Genomic DNA, 15,312 nt, shown 5'->3' with positions numbered 1-15,312 from the left:
CGAGGCCTTCGCCAAGTCCAGTACCGGCCCGACCTCATCGACGGATGCCTCGCCGGCACCGGACTCACCATGACGACACCACGCCTACAACCTCAGTAATGGCGAAGCGCGGGCTCACTCCTTCGTCGCACCGGCGAGCATGCCGGAGACCAGGGTCCGCTGCGAGAACAGGAACAGGACCAGGACCGGCAGGATGGCCACGATGATGGCCAGTGCCAGTTCCGGGATGGTGATGTTCAGGCCCGCGCCGGCGACGGGGTTGAACGAGGGTGTGGACGAGAGCAGTTGGTTCAGCCCGACCTGGATCGGGAACTCGTTGCTGTTGGGCAGGACCAGGTAGGGCAGGAAGAAGTTGTTCCAGTTGCCGACGAAGCTGAAGAAGGCGACCAGCCCGATGACCGGCTTGGCCAGCGGCAGCGCGATGTGGGTGAAGATCTGCCATTCCGAGCAGCCGTCGATCCGGGCCGCCGCGAGGATGTCCCGGGGGAGGCTGGTCGCGAAGTAGATGTAGACCAGGTAGACGCCGAAGGGGTAGAAGGAGAACGGCAGGATGATCGACCATACGGTTCCGATCAGGTGGAACTTGTTGAGTTCCAGGAAGATCGGCAGCACCAGGGTCGCCGACGGCATGATCATGGTCACCAGGGTGACCATCAGCAGCGTCTTGCGGCCGCGGAACTTCGTCAGCGCCAGGGCGTAGCCGGCCGGGACGCTGGTGGCCAGGGTCAGCAGCAGCGATGCGCCGGAGTAGACCGCGGAGTTCTTCAGCCACACCAGCAGCGCCCCGTTCTGGAACGCGGTGAGGTGGTCCCAGGCGGCGCCGATCTGGCTGAAGGAGCCGAACGACAGGGGCGGGTCGCTGACGATCTGTGCGGCGGTCTTCGACGGCGCCAGCAGCAGCCAGATCACCGGCAGCACGAAGAAGACCAGCAGCAGGCCGAGCAGGAGGACGACGACGAGCGTCGACACCACCCGCCCGGGGGAGCGGCGCGCGGTGGGGGGCTGCCGCAGCGCGCGGGGTCGGTCGAGGGCGGTGTCTGTCATCCTTCGTCCACCTTGAACATGTCCGAGCGGCGCACCAGCAGGCCGGCGCCGATGAGGCCGAGGGCGAGCAGGAAGACCGAGATGGCGGCGGCGCCGTTGAAGTCGCCCTGCTGGAAGGCGAAGACGTAGGCCAGCTGGTTGGGGGACCAGGTCGGGGTGACCCGGCCCAGGCTCGCGGTCTGCAGCAGCTGCGGTTCGACGAAGAGCTGGGTGCCGGCAGCGAAGGCGAGGATCGCCATGTAGGCGATCCACTGACGGATCATCGGGACCTGGATGTGCCAGGCGGTGCGCCAGGGCCCGGCCCCGTCCATCTTGGCGGCCTCCAGGACCTCGTCGGGGATGTTGTTGAGTGCTCCGTACATCACCACGATCCAGCCGCCGGCGCCGGTCCAGAAGGCGATCAGGACGAAGATCACCGGTAGGTTCCCGGGCGTCAGCACGGCTGCGAAGGTGTGCAGTCCGAGCGAGTCCAGCAGCCAGGAGACCGGGCTGACGGCCGGGTCGAGCATGAACAGCCACACCAGCACGCTGGCCACGCCGGCCAGCGCGCCGGGGATGTAGAACAGGAAGCGGAAGAGCGCGGACAGGCCGGGCCGCATGCGGCCGCGGAGCACCACGGCCACCAGCACGGTCAGCACCACCAGGACCACCAGCCACATGGCCAGGTAGAGCAGCATGTCGGTGAAGGCCGGGACGAACCGGTAGTCCTGGGCCACCTTGACGAACTGGTTGATGCCGGTGAACTGGCCGCGGTCGTTGGTCAGCGAGAGGTAGAACGCGTACACGGTGGGGAAGACGCCGAAGGCGAGCAGCAGGATCGCGTAGCCGCCGACGAAGAAGTAGCCCGCAAGACCGCCGCCGCCCCGCCGCCGCGGTGTCCCGCGGCGGCGGACGGGTGCTGTGACGCGCCGGGATTCCAGCAGCGTCATTGCGTGGTCACCTTGTATCCCACGGACTTCGCCTCGTCGGCGATGGCCGTCTGCCAGGCGGGCAGGGTGGCGGTGAGGGTCTTGCCCGCGGTCAGTGCGGGCAAGACCACGCTGGACCAGGCGGTGGCGTCGCTGAACTTGGTGTTGGACCAGCCGGTCCACACCTCGTTCGCCGCCGTCTTGAAGGCGCTGCTGACGTCGGTGGCGAAGTACTTCTTGTTGTCGGGGTTGGCCAGCCACGCGTCGGCCGCCGGCACGTAGGCCGGGTAGGTGGGCGCGCCGGCCTGGTTGGCGTCGGAGGTGGTCAGCCAGGTGGCCAGGTCGGTGGAGGCCTTGAGGTTGGTGCTGTGCGAGGAGACCATCCACACGCCGCCGCCGACGTTGCCGGTGGCCGCGGTGGTCTCGCCGTCCCAGGTCAGCGGCGCGGCTGCGGCGATCTGCCCGGCCGGGGTCTTGAACGCCGCGTTGAACAGGTACTGGCCGTACCAGGAGGGGCCGTTGGCCATCAGCACCTTGCTGCCGCTGTCCTTGGCGAAGCCCTGGCTGAAGAAGCCCTGGGTGCTGACGGACTTGTCGGCGATCAGGGTGTCGAGCAGGTTGGACATCCGGGTGCAGTCCGGGCTGGACAGGTCGGTGCGCAGGGTGTCCGGGTCGGTCAGCTGGAAGGCCGGGCACTGGCTGGACCAGAAGTAGGACTCCTGGGAGTTGGTGTCGCCGACCGAGCCGACCAGGTAGCCGGGATGCTCCTTGGCGACCTTCTCGCCCAGGGCCTGGTACTGCTCCCAGGTGGTGGGCACGGTGTAGCCGAACCTGTCCATGAGCGTCTTGTTGTACCAGAGCACCACCTGGGCGATGTCGTTGCGCAGGCAGTAGGTGTGGCCGTCGTACTGGCACGGGGTGAGCGAGCCCTTGGCGAAGTTGTCCAGGGTGCTCTGCGGGACCAGGTTCTGGTCCAGCGGCGCGGCGAACGCGGTGGCGCCGGGCTTGGTCGGCCGGGACGCCCAGGTGACGTCGGTGGGGGAGCCGAAGACCACGTCGGGCCAGCCGCTGCCGGTGCGGTCGAACAGCTGGATCTTGGTCTGGAGGTAGGTGGAGCCGTCCGCGCTGCCGTCGTAGGTGACGATGTTCAGCTTCACGTCGGGGTGCGACTTCTGGTACGCCTGCACGGAGGGGAGCCGGGTCGAGTCGGCCCAGACGGTGACCGTGGAGGTGGCGTCCTGGGTGGCCGGCTTGAAGCTCGCGGCTCCCGACGCCGAGGTGGCGGTGGTGGATCCGGCGCTGGCGCAGCCGGCGAGTGCGGTGAGCGCGGTGGCCGACAGGACGGCGACGGCGGCGCGGACCGCGGTGCGGCGGGAGCCGGATCTCGGGAGGTTCGGGGTTCTCATGGTGGTGCCCTTCTGGTTCCTGGCCGGGTGGGTGGTGTCCGGTGGGGTGGGCGTGCGTCAGATCGCGGGTCGCTCGACGAACTGCTGCAGTTCCCTGCCGTAGTCGTTCTCGTAGGGCAGGGCGATCCCCGGGCCGACCGGTGCGTGCACCAGGCCCCGGTCGTCGACGTGCCGTTCCCGGGTGACGGTGGTGGAGGTCACCAGGGACTCGTAGTAGGTGGTGTTGGATATCGCCATGCAGAGGTGGTGGTTGGGGATGTCCGAGCCGTGCACCTCGGCCCGCAGCCGGTAGGCGTCGGCGAGGTGCGCGGTGCGCATGGCGCCGGTGATGCCGCCGCGCAGCGTGGTGCCGACCCGGACGCCGAAGGTGGCCGCGCCCGCGGCGATGAAGTCGGCGGAGTTCATGTGCGCGCCGTCGGAGGTCTCGGCGACCAGCAGCGGGACGGAGACCGACTCCGCCAGCCGCCGGTAGGCGCTGATGCTGAACTCGCGCATCGGCTCCTCGTACCAGAGGTAGTCCGCCTCGGACAGGGCCCGCCCCAGATGGACGGCGTCCGGCAGGTCGAAGCCGGCCGAGCCGTCGTACATCAGCGGGACGTCGGGGCCGACGTGCTCGCGCAGGGCCAGGCACAGCGCCGCGTCGCGGCGGGCGTCGCCCCAGGCGTGCAGTTTGATGCCCTGGTAGCCCAGTGCCAGGCACTGGTCGGCGACGTCGAGGAACTCCTCGGTGGTGGCGAAGGTGGAGGTGGAGGCGTAGGCGGGGATGGACTCGCGGTAGCCGCCGAGCAGTTGCCAGACCGGCTGGTCGCCCACGCGTGCGGCCAGGTCCCACAGCGCGACGTCGATCAGGCCCAGGGCCGGCAGCGGTAGTTCCTGGATGCGGTCGATCTCCCACACCCGGTCCCAGAGCCACTCGCGCCGGTACGGGTCCTGCCCGACCAGTTCCTCCCGGAAGACCCGTTCCACCAGGTCCTGGAGCATCACGTCGGCTCCGGGCCGGGCGAACAGCGCCACGCCCTCGGCGCCGTCGTCGGTGCCGATCCGCAGGACCGCGCCGTCGCCCACGGCCGGGCTGCCGCTCAGTCCGTTCCGCCACTGGAAGGGGGGATCGGCCGGGGGGACGCGGATCCGGTGGGCTTCGACATGGGTGATCTTCATGCTGGCTCTCTGTTCGTCGGAGCGGAGCAGGGCACGACGGTGTCCGGCGGGGGACCGGTTGGGTGCCGTGTCCCGGGCCGTGACCGTGACGGTGACTGCGAAGGTGCAGGCGCTCTGCGGGCTCGGGCCCTGCCATGGGGTGGGAGCGGGACGCCCGCACGGGGGCGTCCCGCCGGAAAGGCGTGACAGCAGCGGTGGCGGCAAGGCCTAGGAGGCGGAGGTCTGCTGGGACGGCGGCTGCTGGGACTGCTGGGACGGGGCGGGCGCCGCCGGCCTGGTGCCGAGGTTGAACACGCGGTCGCGGATCCTGCGCTCGAACTGGTGCTGGGTGGTGTCGATGTGAGCGACCATCAGCTCGGCGGCCAGCTCCGTGTCGCCCGCCGCGATGGCCGCGGTGATGGCGACGTGCTGGTTGCCGGCGACTTCCAGCGAACCGGGTACGTCGCCGTGGAAGAGCAGCACGTCCGACTGCGACACCAGGCGCCGGATGTTGGCGACGCTCGCCTGCAGGAAGACGTTGTGGGCCGCGACGCTGACGGAGTTGTGGAACAGGGCGTCGGTGCGGGCGAACTCCTCGGCGTCGACCGCCCTGCCGGCGGCCAGTGACAGTTCGGCGCTCTCCCGCATCGCCCGGACCTCGATCGGGGTGGCCAGGGTGGCGGCCCGTCGTGCCGTCTCCGACTCGATCAGCCGGCGGTAGTCCAGCAGCATCAGCACATGCTCCATGCTGGTGGGCTGGAAGTGCGCCAGCTGGTCGTCGGCCAGGGTGCCGGGGGAGGCCGCCACGAAGATCCCGGCGCCCTTGCGGACGCTGAGCCGGCCGATCGCCGCCAGCACCTTGACCGCCTCGCGGGTGACGTTGCGGGTCGCGCCGAGGATCTGCGCGAGCCCCTGCTCGGTCGGCAACCGGTCGCCGGGCATCAGGTTCTGCTCGGCGATGTAGCCCAGCAGTTGCTCCGCCACCAGCTCGTACCCCGGACGGTAGCGCTCCGACGCGTCGTCCGCCTCGCCCGGCCCGGCCTTGGCTGTACCTGACACCAGATGACCCCCTCGCTCAAATGAACCAGATCTATTTTCGCCGCCACTATGGCACCGGCCCTTCCGGAAGGGAAGCTTCCCGGCGGATTTTCGTCGCGACCACGGGAATTCCAAGGATGAAGCCGTGCAAACCGGACTGTCGTGCTCAGCCCATTGCGCAGTGGCTCGCCGGATACATATGGTCCATCCACTCGGATGGAGCAGAAGCTTGCCGGAGTCGGCGCCGCGACGGGCCGCGGTGGACCTGCCGTCCGCACCTCGACCGACGACGTCTCGGGAGTGACGACCATGCACCGAACCGCGCCGCACCGAACCGCGCCACGGCGCCGCAGCCTGACAGCCGCACTGGCCGCCTGCGCCGGCCTGATCATCGGGGCCCTGACCGGAGCCGGGGCCACTACGGCCGAGGCGGCCACGACCCTTTCCTACTACGTCTCGCCCACCGGCAGCGGCCAGGCGTGCACCACAGCCGCCCCCTGCGCGCTGACCACCGCTCAGCAGCTGGTGCGGTCCGCCACCGCCACCGCCCAGGGCGACATCGACGTCGTCCTGGCCGGCGGCACCTACCGCCTGGCCAGCACGCTCTCCTTCAGCGCCGCCGCCGGGGACGGCGCCACCTCCGGCCACACGGTGACCTACCGGGCCGCGGCCGGCGCCACCCCCGTGCTCAGCGGAGGCTGGCAGCTCACCAGCTGGACCCAGGGCGCCAACGGCGTCTGGCAGACCGGCGTCCCCGCCGGGACCGACACCCGGCAGCTCTACGTCAACGGGGTGCGCGCCAACCGGGCCGCCGGCGCGGTCCCCACCACGCTCACCCGAACCGCCACCGGCTACACCGCCGCCAGCAATGTCTTCACCACCTGGTCGAACATCTCCGACGTCGAGTTCGTCTACAACGTCGCCTGGACCCAGGTCCGCTGCGGCATCGCCTCGGTCTCCGGCACCACCGTCACCATGGACCAGCCCTGCTTCGACAACTCCACCAAGAAGCAGTACGGCGTCAACGCCGACCTGCCCAGCTCCGTGGAGAACGCCAAGCCCCTGCTGACCCAGCCCGGCCAGTGGTACCTGGACCGCAGCACCAACACCGTCTACTACCTGCCCCGCGAGGGGCAGGACATGAGCACCGCGGACGTGGAGATCCCCCGACTGCAGACCCTGGTCTCCGGCACCGGCACCGAACAGCAGCCGCTCAACGGCCTGGCCTTCTCCGGAATCTCCTTCGAGTACGGGGGCTGGACCGCGCCCGACGGCAGCGACGGCTTCTCCGAGGTCCAGGCGAACATGCGCCTCACCGGCCAGAACGCCTGGCAGAACGAGGGCACCTGCACCCGCTACTCCACCACCAGCCCCGGCACCTGCCCCTACGGCGCCTGGACGATGACCCCCGGCAACGTCGTCTTCGACCACACCACCGGGCTGAGCATCACCGGAAGCACCTTCGAGCACCTGGGCGCCGCAGGCCTGCAACTGGGCCAGGACGCCGACGGATCCACCATCCAGGGCAACACCTTCACCGACATCTCCGGCAACGGCCTGGAGATCGGCAACGGCACCGACGCCGACCCGACCGACCTGGCGCTGCTGCCCGCCAACAACACGGTCGCCGACAACTGGATCCACAACATCGCCGTCGAGTACACCGGAGGCGTCGGCATCTTCCAGGGCTACACCCGCTACGACACCATCGAGCACAACCAGGTCAACGACGTCCCCTACAGCGGCATCAGCTCCAACTGGGGCTGGGGGCGCACGCCCACCGAGACCAAGGGCAACCAGATCCTGGACAACCTGGTCTTCGACCAGATGCAGCAGCGCTCGGACGGCGGCGGCATCTACGTCCTGGGACAGGAAGGCGACTCGCTCGCCGACGGGCTGCTGATCAGCGGAAACGTGGTCCGCAACACCGACTCGGCCAACGGCGGCCACGCCATCTACACCGACGGCGGCAGCGAGTACATCACCATGACCGGCAACGCCATGTACGCCAACAACACGCCCTCGATGGGCGGCTGCGAGGAGGGGACCGGAACGCCCTACGGCGAGTTCTCGTTCACCGGCAACTACGTCGAGAACACCACCCCGGACTGGCCCTGCGGAACTCCGACCGACGCCACCATCAGCAACACCCAGGTGTCACCCGACGGCACCGGCGTTCCCGCCTCACTGATCGCCAACGCCGGACTCGAACCGCAGTACGCGTCCCTCGCCCAGGCCCCCGCAGGGCAGGCCCAGACCAACCTGGCCCTGGGCAAGCCGGTCCAGGCGCAGTTCCTGGACGGCTCCACCGCCGCACTGCAGTCCTACTCGCAGCTGTCCTACGCGACCGACGGCAACCCCGCCAGCTACGTCCAGGCCAGCGGCCAGTTCCGCTGGCAGCTGGTGGTCGACCTGCAGGCCCAGCAGAGCCTGGGCCGGGTGACCGTGACGATGCCTCAGGCCCACTTCGCCACCGCCTTCCACGTCGACGCCTCCACCGACGGCAGCAGCTGGACCACGGTCGGAACCGTCACCGACAGCGGCTGGGGAACCATCCCGGTCGTCTTCACCGGCGCGGTCTCCGCGAGGTACCTGCGCATCGTCGCCGACGCGCCCACCGACTGGAACCAGCGCGGGGACCAGATGGCCATCGCCGAGGTCGGAGCCTTCGCGCCGACCTCGGGCCAGCCCGACCTGGCACTCGGCCGGCCCGCCCAGGCGCTGTACATCGACGGCACCCAGGCCCAGATGCAGCCCAACTCCACACCGTCCCTGGCCGACGACGGAAACACCGCCACCTCGGCGCAGGCCACCGGACAGTACCGGTGGATCCAGCAGATCGACCTGACCCAGCCGCAGTCCGTCGACGTGGTCTCGCTGCAGCAGCCTGACACCGCATTCGCCACCAACTGGCACATCGACGTCTCCCTGGACGGCTCCACCTACTGGACCGTGGCCCGCCACGCCGACACGGCAGGTGGACGCTCCGGCGTCCAGCTGGCCGCCCCCGTGACGGCGCGTTACATCCGGCTGGTCGCCGACCTGCCCAACCAGGGCGGACAGACCGGCGGACAGATGGCGGTCAGCGAGCTCGGCGTCTACAGCGGCTGATCCGGCCGCGCCGACGGCTCCGGGGTGCGGTCGCCGCCGAGCAGCAGTGCGGCGACCGCCTCCGGGGCCTCGTGCATGGCGTCGTGCCCGGTCGGGAGGTCGTGGACCTGCCACCCGGGATCGGCCAGGAGCCGGGTGCGGAGGTCGGCGAACGGCGTCCGGTCCTCCCAGCCCGAGCAGTAGACGAACTCCCGACGGGGGACCCGGGCGAACGCGCCGGTGAGCCGGATCGACTGCAGGAAGGAGGCGAGCGGATGGGGACGGCGGCGCGGATCGCCGCCGTCCGGCGGTCGGACGGCGTAACCGGTGGCCGCGGCACCGGCGGCGAACACCCGGCGGAAGTGCTCATTGGTCGACGACCAGCACGAGTCGCCGTCGCGCGGTACGTAGGCGTCCAGGTGCACCAGCCGGGAGATCCGGCCGCCGGCCCGGTCGGCGGCGGCTGCGACCACCATCCCGGCGTAGCTGTGGCCCACCAGTGTCCCGTCGGTGATGTGGTGGGCGTCCAGGTGCCGCAGTACGTCGCCGGCGTGGGTGTCGAGGTTGGCGGTGGCGACCGTCGCGGCGTCGTCGTCCGGCCGCAGGCCGGTCAGGGTCAGCGCGTGAACGGTGTGACCGGCACGCTCCAGCAGCGGAACCACCGTCTCGAACGACCAGGAGCCCTTCCAGGCGCCGGGCACCAGCACGAACGTGGTCATGGGTCTCTCCCTGTGGCTCAAGCAGCGGTATGCAGGAAGTCTCACGGGACCGGCGGGTGGCGTGCCACCGCTAGGATGCCAACTGATGCCCGTTCACCGCCAACCTGGTCCGACCGCCGGTGCGACGTCACAGCTGTGGCCCTCCGGCGGGCGCCACCTGTGGCCGTCCGGCGAGTCGAGTGAGGTGCAGTCGCACGCCCGGGGCCACCTCGTCTACGCGGCCAACGGGGTCCTGGCGGTCCACACCGAGCGCGGCACCTCGATCGTCCCGGCCAACCGGGTCGCCTGGACCCCGGCAGGGTTCACCCACCAGCACCGCGCCCACGGCGACACCGACATGCGGATCGTCTTCCTCGCGCCGTCCCTGGCCCGGCTGGTCCCGGACCGCCCGGTGGTGTTCCTGGCCTCCGGCCTGGTCCGCGAGGTCCTGCTCGCGCTGACCGGCCCCCGCAGCTACGACCCGGCCGTGCCCGACTACAGCCGCCCCGCGCGCTCGCGCCTGCTGCGAGTCCTGGTCGAGGAACTCAGCGAAGCCCCCGAACAGCCCCTGCACCTGCCCGAACCACAGGACGACCGGCTGCGGGCCATCGCCCGGCTCCTGCACGAGACGCCCGCCGACAGCTCCACCCTGGCCGAACTCGGGAAAGCCGTCGGAGCCGGCTCACGCACCCTCAGCCGGCTCTTCCACGACGAACTCGGCATGACCTTCTACGAATGGCGCACCCAACTACGGGTCCACCACGCCCTGGTGCTCCTCGCCGAGGGCCACGACACCACCCGCACCGCCACCGCCTGCGGCTGGGCCAACCCCAGCAGCTTCATCGCGGCCTTCACCGACATCATCGGAACGACCCCGGGCCGCTACCGCAGCGGGCGTGTCGTCCAGGATCAAATTGTTGTCGCGCAGGATCAAGAACAAGGGTCGGACCGTCCCTAGCGTGATGGTCATGGACTTCACCCCTTCTCCCCGCGCGGTCGAGCTCACCGAGGCCGTGCGGACGTTCATCCGGGACGAGATCGCCCCGATCGAGCACGCGTTGCACCGGCGTCAGGGCGAGGCCCGCCGAACCGGCGGGGCGGATCCGTGGCAGGTGCCGGAGGAACTGGGGGAGCTGCAGCGCCGGGCGCGGGCGCAGGGGCTGTGGAACCTGTTCCTGCCCGCAGGCCACGAGGGGCCCTACGCGCAACGGTTCGGCACCCGCGGCGGCACCGGGCTGACCAATCTGGACTACGCACCGATCGCCGAGGCCACCGGATGGTCGTTCCTGGCGCCGTACGTGTTCAACTGCAACGCACCGGACTCCGGCAACGCCGAGGTGCTGCTGCGCTACGGCTCCCCGGAGCAGCGGGACCGCTGGCTGGACCCGCTGCTCGACGGGTCGATCCGCTCGGCGTTCGCCATGACCGAGCCGGGGGTGGCGTCCTCGGACGCCACCAACATGCAGCTCACGGCCGTGGTCCAGGGCGACGAGGTGGTCCTGGACGGCCGCAAGTGGTGGACCACCGGCATCGGGCACCCGCACTGCGAGGTCCTGGTGGTGATGGGGCTCACCGATCCGGGCGCGCCCAAGCACGCCCGGCACTCGATGGTGCTGGTCCCCAGGGACACCCCGGGGGTGAAGGTCGAGCGGATGCTGGACACGATGGGCTTCTTCGACGAGCCCTTCGGCCACGGCGAGGTGTCCTTCACCGACGTCCGGGTCCCGCTCTCACACATCGTCGCCGGCCCCGGGCGGGCCTTCGAGATCGCCCAGGGCCGCCTGGGCCCCGGCCGGGTGCACCACGCGATGCGCATGATCGGCCTGGCCGAGCGGGCCCTGCACCTGGCCTGTGAGCGCGGCCTGTCGCGTTCCGCGTTCGGCAGGCCGCTGGCGGACCTCGGCGGCAACCGCGAACGCATCGCCGAGGCACGGATCGCCATCGACTCCACCCGGCTGCTGATCCTGGACGCCGCCTGGAAGCTCGACACCGTCGGTGCCAGGGGTGCGCTCGCCGAGGTCAGCGCCATCAAGGTGGCGGCGCCGAACGTCGCCCAGCAGGTCATCGACTTCGCCATGCAGATCCACGGCGGCGCCGGACTCTCCAGCGACTTCCCGCTCTCCGGAGCCTGGACCGCCGCCAGGGCCGTCCGCCTGGCCGACGGTCCCGACGAGGTGCACAAGGACGTCGTCGCCCGGGTCGAGCTGGCCAAGTACAGCAAGCACAGCAAGCACAGCGAGCACAGGGCGGCGCGATGAGCCGCGTCCGGTGTGTGCTGATCACCGGCGGCGCCTCCGGCCTGGGCGCGGCCCTGGCCTCCCGCTACGCCGCCCGCGGGGATCGGGTGCTGGTTACCGACCTCGCCGCCGGGGCGCCGGTCCCGGCGGGGGCGCTCTACCAGCGGCTGGACATCACCTCGACGCAGCACTGGGCGGATGCGCTGCGACGCGTGCACGACGAGTTCGGCGGGCTCGACGTGCTGGTCAACAACGCCGGAATCGCCGCCGGCGGGCGCGTGGACCGGGTCGACGACGCGCACTGGCGGCGGGTGCTGGACGTCAACGTCCTCGGCGCGGTGAACGGCTGCCGCACCTTCGCCCCGCTGCTCAAGGCCCAGGGGCACGGCCACCTGGTCAATGTGGCGTCCCTGGCCGGGCTGGTCCATCCGGCCGCGATGAGCTCCTACGACGCGAGCAAGGCGGCCGTGGTCGCCCTCTCGGAGAGCCTGCGGCACGAACTCGGCCCCTGGGGCGTGGATGTGACGGTGGTCTGCCCCTCGTTCTTCCGCACCAACCTGGCCGCCTCCCTGGGCGGGGAGGACCCGCTGATGGACCAGGTCGCGACCAAGCTGATCGCGCGGGCCCCACTGGGGGCCGAGGAGGTCGCCGCGCGGGTGCTCAAGGGCGTGGACGCACGACGGTTCCTGGTCCTGCCGGACCGGTCCGCGCGGATCGCGTACTGGACCAAGCGCCTGGCCCGGCCCCTGTACGACCGTCAGATGCTGGCCGCTGGCGCGCGAATCCGGCGCGCCGAGCTGCGGGAGGAGCAAGGATGACCAGGCAGAACCGCCGCGGCACCGTCCTCATCACCGGGGCGAGCTCGGGGCTGGGAGCGGAGATGGCCCGTCAGTTCGCGGCCCTGGGCTACGACCTGGCCCTGTGTGCCCGCCGTACCGACCGGCTGGACGCCCTGGCCGACGAGATCCGCGTCTCCACCGGCCGCATTGTCCACACCGCCGCCCTCGACGTCACCGACACCACCGCGGTCGCCTCGGTCTTCCACGACCTGGTGCAGCGCACCGGCACCGTCGACCGGGTCGTCGTCAACGCCGGTGTCGGCACCGGCGCCCCACTGGGCACCGGGCGCGCCGAGGCCAACCTCGCCACGGCGATGACCAACTTCGTCGGAGCCGTGGCCCAGACCGAGGCCGCGCTGGAGATCTTCCGCCGCCAGGGCCATGGCCACCTGGTGCTGATCTCGTCCATGTCCGCCCTGCGCGGCATGCGCAGGTCCATGACCACCTACGCGGCGACCAAGGCCGGGATCGCCTCCCTCGCCGAGGGCCTGCGCTCGGAGTCCATCCAGGGCCTGGACGTCTCGGTCATCCACCCCGGGTACATCCGCTCGGAGATGAACGCCCACGTCGAGCAGCGCACCCGGTTCATGGTCGACACACCGACCGGGGTGCGCGCGATGGTCAGGGCCATCGAGCGGCGCCGGGCCAAGGCCTACGTCCCGGCCTGGCCGTGGCTGCCGCTCGGCCTCGCCCTGAAGGTCCTGCCGCTGTCCGTGGTCCGGAGGCTCACATGAACCAGGAGAGCATCGCCGGTCTGCGCCAGGTCCGCGACGACGACGCCTTCGACGTTGCCGCCATGGCCGGCTGGCTCGCCGCGAACGCCGCGCCGGGCAGCACCGGGATCGACCTGGGCGCCCTGCCGCAGGTGCGGCAGTTCTCCGGGGGCGTCTCCAATCTGACCTACCTGCTGGGCTACCCGGACGGTGACCTGATCCTGCGCCGTCCCCCGAAGGGAACCCACCGCAACGGTGCGCACGACATGGGCCGCGAGCACCGCATCCAGACCCAGCTCGGACACTTCCTGCCGTACGTGCCGCGCACCGTCGCCCTGTGCGAGGACCCGGCGGTGATCGGCTCGCCGTTCTACGTGATGCAGCGGCTCGCCGGCCCGATCCCGCGCAGGGACCTGCCGCGCGAGGTGGTGCTGGACCCCGAACAGACCGCCGCCCTGTGCCGCAATGTCATCGACCTGCTGGTGGACCTGCACGCGGTGGACCTGGCGACCACCGGCCTCGGCGACCTCGGCCGGGGCGACGGCTATGTGCGCCGGCAGGTCGAGGGCTGGTCGGAGCGCTACCGCAGGGCACGCACCTGGAACGTCGGCAGCTTCGAGCGGGTCATGGGCTGGCTGGCCGCGAACCAGCCGGCCGACCGGCCGCACACGCTGGTGCACAACGACTTCCGCTTCGACAACGTCGTCCTGGACCCGGAGGACCCCACCCGGCCGGTCGGTCTGCTCGACTGGGAACTCGCCACCGTCGGCGACCCGCTGATGGACCTCGCGAACTGCCTGGGCTACTGGGTGCAGGCCGACGACGGCAGGCACCTGCAGGCCTTCCGCCGCCAGCCCACCCACCTGCCCGGGATGATGACCCGTGAGGAGGTGGTGGGTCACTACTGCGCGCGCACCGGTTTGAGGGTGACCAACCGTGAATGGGCCTGGTACCAGGTCTTCGGGCTGTTCCGGGTCGCCGTCATCGCCCAGCAGGTCTACCAGCGGTACCTGACCAGGCAGACGACCAACAGGCAGTTCCGCTTCTTCGGCGTCGCGGTCGTGGTGCTCGAACTGCGCTGCCGCCGCCTGATCTCCGCGGCCGGGCGGATGGGCCCCGGGTTCGCCGAGGCCCAGGTCGGGAGCGCGCCGCCCGGTTAGGCGCGGGGCCGGGCGCGGCTGCGTGCCTCCTGGCGCAGTGCGGACGGCGTCCGTCCCCACCACCGCTGGGCGCAGCGGCTGAGCACCCCCTGCTCGGCGAACCCGATCAGGTCGCTGACCTGGGAGAGCGGCATGTCCGTCGTGGTCAGGTAGGTGCGCGCCCTGGCCCGGCGGACCGAGTCCAGGACGGAGGCGAACGACTCGCCCTCCGCGGCGAGCTGCCGCTGCAGGGTGCGCGGATGCACGGCCAGGGCCCGGGCGACGTCGACGAGTTCGGTGGAGCCGGTTCCCAGGGACTGGTCCAGGACGGTCCGCACCTTCGCCGTCACCAGCGGCCTGGCCTCGGAGGACTGCTGGGAGAGGAAGGCCAGCGCGAGCCGGCGCAGGGTCTCGTCGACCCCGTCGAGCGGGCGTGACAGCAGGCTCGACGGCACCCGCAGCAGCGCGGCGTCGCGGCCGAAGCGGACCCGGGCGCCGAAGGCGTCCTCGTACCGCGACCGCGGCGCCGCGGGCTGGTGCGGCAGGTCGACCGACCGCAGGCCGTAGCGGCCGCCCACCAGGAACTCCACCGCGCGGTGGAGGAACAGCATGGTCATGTCGGTGGCCTGCGGCAGCGGCCGCTTGCCCGCGCTGAAGGAGTACCGCAGCCCGACCACGCCGTGGGATCCGTCGGGATCCTCCACCAGTGCGACGCTGAGATCGCGGGCATGGACGAACATGTACCGGGAGGTGCATGCGAGCGCGTCGGCGACCGAGGGGGAGTGCTGGATCGCCACCGCCAGCGGGCCCAGCATGCCGAAGTCCTGGGCCCGGCCCACCCGCAGTCCCAGGTCCGGGCAGCCGAGGTCGGCTGCGGCGATCTCCAGCACCGCGGCCAGGGCGGAGTCCTCGACCAGCAGTTCGTCGCTGTCCAGCGCGTCGACGGGCAGACCCGCCCTGCGGGCGTACACCTCCGGATCTCCGCCCAGAGCCTCGACGGACTGTCGGAACTTCTGCAGGCCTGCCGACCGCACCAGGGACATGCTCACAGGATGGCGCCGGT

At 70.9% G+C, this 15,312-nt stretch carries 13 protein-coding genes; 6 read left to right on the top strand and 7 right to left on the bottom strand.

Going from position 1 to position 15,312, the window contains the following annotated elements:
- Positions 1 to 114 precede the first annotated feature (114 nt).
- The 5 genes from IF29_RS0120215 to IF29_RS0120195 form a co-directional block, all read right to left on the bottom strand.
- Positions 115 to 1,044 (bottom strand): carbohydrate ABC transporter permease, encoded by a 930-nt coding sequence (locus IF29_RS0120215; RefSeq protein ID WP_030256797.1) that lies wholly within the window; start codon positions 1,042 to 1,044, stop codon positions 115 to 117.
- The gene (locus IF29_RS0120210) at positions 1,041 to 1,973 is read right to left on the bottom strand and encodes a carbohydrate ABC transporter permease (RefSeq protein ID WP_030256795.1); all 933 of its coding nucleotides are present in this window, start codon (positions 1,971 to 1,973) and stop codon (positions 1,041 to 1,043) included. The genes IF29_RS0120215 and IF29_RS0120210 overlap by 4 nt, the downstream gene beginning before the upstream one ends.
- Positions 1,970 to 3,358 carry an ABC transporter substrate-binding protein gene (locus IF29_RS0120205; RefSeq protein WP_030256792.1) on the bottom strand — a complete coding sequence of 463 codons (1,389 nt, stop codon included), beginning with the start codon at positions 3,356 to 3,358 and terminating at the stop codon, positions 1,970 to 1,972. Before IF29_RS0120205 ends, IF29_RS0120210 begins: the two co-directional genes overlap by 4 nt.
- A 57-nt stretch (positions 3,359 to 3,415) precedes the next feature.
- A complete protein-coding gene (locus IF29_RS0120200; RefSeq protein ID WP_030256789.1) occupies positions 3,416 to 4,516 on the bottom strand; it encodes an enolase C-terminal domain-like protein in 1,101 nt (366 codons plus the stop codon).
- Between the two features lie 207 nt (positions 4,517 to 4,723).
- The gene (locus IF29_RS0120195) at positions 4,724 to 5,554 is read right to left on the bottom strand and encodes a FadR/GntR family transcriptional regulator (protein ID WP_051725554.1); all 831 of its coding nucleotides are present in this window, start codon (positions 5,552 to 5,554) and stop codon (positions 4,724 to 4,726) included.
- A gap of 195 nt (positions 5,555 to 5,749) precedes the next feature.
- On the opposite strand from IF29_RS0120195, the gene IF29_RS0120190 reads away from it, so the two are divergent.
- On the top strand, positions 5,750 to 8,644 hold the full coding sequence (locus IF29_RS0120190) for a discoidin domain-containing protein (RefSeq protein ID WP_051725553.1): 2,895 nt from the start codon (positions 5,750 to 5,752) through the stop codon (positions 8,642 to 8,644).
- Here IF29_RS0120190 and IF29_RS0120185 read toward each other — a convergent pair.
- Positions 8,632 to 9,342 carry an alpha/beta fold hydrolase gene (locus tag IF29_RS0120185; protein WP_030256780.1) on the bottom strand — a complete coding sequence of 237 codons (711 nt, stop codon included), beginning with the start codon at positions 9,340 to 9,342 and terminating at the stop codon, positions 8,632 to 8,634. The two genes, IF29_RS0120190 and IF29_RS0120185, sit on opposite strands and share 13 nt — an antisense overlap.
- Before the next feature lie 85 nt (positions 9,343 to 9,427).
- On the opposite strand from IF29_RS0120185, the gene IF29_RS0120180 reads away from it, so the two are divergent.
- The 5 genes from IF29_RS0120180 to IF29_RS0120160 are packed head-to-tail and all read left to right on the top strand — an operon-like array spanning position 9,428 to position 14,270.
- Positions 9,428 to 10,279 carry an AraC family transcriptional regulator gene (locus IF29_RS0120180; RefSeq protein ID WP_084714625.1) on the top strand — a complete coding sequence of 284 codons (852 nt, stop codon included), beginning with the start codon at positions 9,428 to 9,430 and terminating at the stop codon, positions 10,277 to 10,279.
- A 10-nt stretch (positions 10,280 to 10,289) separates the two neighbouring features.
- Entirely contained in the window at positions 10,290 to 11,579 is a 1,290-nt protein-coding gene (locus IF29_RS0120175; RefSeq protein ID WP_030256776.1) for an acyl-CoA dehydrogenase family protein, read from the top strand.
- On the top strand, positions 11,576 to 12,376 hold the full coding sequence (locus IF29_RS0120170) for an SDR family NAD(P)-dependent oxidoreductase (protein ID WP_030256774.1): 801 nt from the start codon (positions 11,576 to 11,578) through the stop codon (positions 12,374 to 12,376). Before IF29_RS0120175 ends, IF29_RS0120170 begins: the two co-directional genes overlap by 4 nt.
- Complete coding sequence (locus IF29_RS0120165; protein WP_030256771.1) at positions 12,373 to 13,131, top strand: SDR family oxidoreductase; 759 nt, start codon at positions 12,373 to 12,375, stop codon at positions 13,129 to 13,131. Before IF29_RS0120170 ends, IF29_RS0120165 begins: the two co-directional genes overlap by 4 nt.
- Positions 13,128 to 14,270, top strand: a complete 1,143-nt coding sequence (locus tag IF29_RS0120160) for a phosphotransferase family protein (protein WP_051725551.1) — start codon at positions 13,128 to 13,130, stop codon at positions 14,268 to 14,270. The genes IF29_RS0120165 and IF29_RS0120160 overlap by 4 nt, the downstream gene beginning before the upstream one ends.
- On the opposite strand, the gene IF29_RS0120155 is transcribed toward IF29_RS0120160, so the two are convergent.
- Positions 14,267 to 15,292 carry an AraC family transcriptional regulator gene (locus tag IF29_RS0120155; RefSeq protein ID WP_030256766.1) on the bottom strand — a complete coding sequence of 342 codons (1,026 nt, stop codon included), beginning with the start codon at positions 15,290 to 15,292 and terminating at the stop codon, positions 14,267 to 14,269. The genes IF29_RS0120160 and IF29_RS0120155 overlap by 4 nt on opposite strands.
- Positions 15,293 to 15,312 lie beyond the last annotated feature (20 nt).

The organism is Streptacidiphilus jeojiense (genome assembly GCF_000719095.1).
GTDB lineage: Bacteria > Actinomycetota > Actinomycetes > Streptomycetales > Streptomycetaceae > Streptacidiphilus > Streptacidiphilus jeojiensis.
This window is presented reverse-complemented; position numbering and strand designations above follow the sequence as displayed.

What these genes read in the sequence shown, in the direction of transcription:
- IF29_RS0120155 (WP_030256766.1), bottom strand. Translation starts at nt 15,292, where the DNA reads ATGTCCCTGGTGCGGTCGGCAGGCCTGCAGAAGTTCCGACAGTCCGTC.
- IF29_RS0120175 (WP_030256776.1), top strand. Translation starts at nt 10,290, where the DNA reads ATGGACTTCACCCCTTCTCCCCGCGCGGTCGAGCTCACCGAGGCCGTG.
- IF29_RS0120200 (WP_030256789.1), bottom strand. Translation starts at nt 4,516, where the DNA reads ATGAAGATCACCCATGTCGAAGCCCACCGGATCCGCGTCCCCCCGGCC.
- IF29_RS0120185 (WP_030256780.1), bottom strand. Translation starts at nt 9,342, where the DNA reads ATGACCACGTTCGTGCTGGTGCCCGGCGCCTGGAAGGGCTCCTGGTCG.
- IF29_RS0120160 (WP_051725551.1), top strand. Translation starts at nt 13,128, where the DNA reads ATGAACCAGGAGAGCATCGCCGGTCTGCGCCAGGTCCGCGACGACGAC.
- IF29_RS0120190 (WP_051725553.1), top strand. Translation starts at nt 5,750, where the DNA reads ATGGAGCAGAAGCTTGCCGGAGTCGGCGCCGCGACGGGCCGCGGTGGA.
- IF29_RS0120170 (WP_030256774.1), top strand. Translation starts at nt 11,576, where the DNA reads ATGAGCCGCGTCCGGTGTGTGCTGATCACCGGCGGCGCCTCCGGCCTG.
- IF29_RS0120205 (WP_030256792.1), bottom strand. Translation starts at nt 3,358, where the DNA reads ATGAGAACCCCGAACCTCCCGAGATCCGGCTCCCGCCGCACCGCGGTC.
- IF29_RS0120180 (WP_084714625.1), top strand. Translation starts at nt 9,428, where the DNA reads ATGCCCGTTCACCGCCAACCTGGTCCGACCGCCGGTGCGACGTCACAG.
- IF29_RS0120165 (WP_030256771.1), top strand. Translation starts at nt 12,373, where the DNA reads ATGACCAGGCAGAACCGCCGCGGCACCGTCCTCATCACCGGGGCGAGC.
- IF29_RS0120210 (WP_030256795.1), bottom strand. Translation starts at nt 1,973, where the DNA reads ATGACGCTGCTGGAATCCCGGCGCGTCACAGCACCCGTCCGCCGCCGC.
- IF29_RS0120215 (WP_030256797.1), bottom strand. Translation starts at nt 1,044, where the DNA reads ATGACAGACACCGCCCTCGACCGACCCCGCGCGCTGCGGCAGCCCCCC.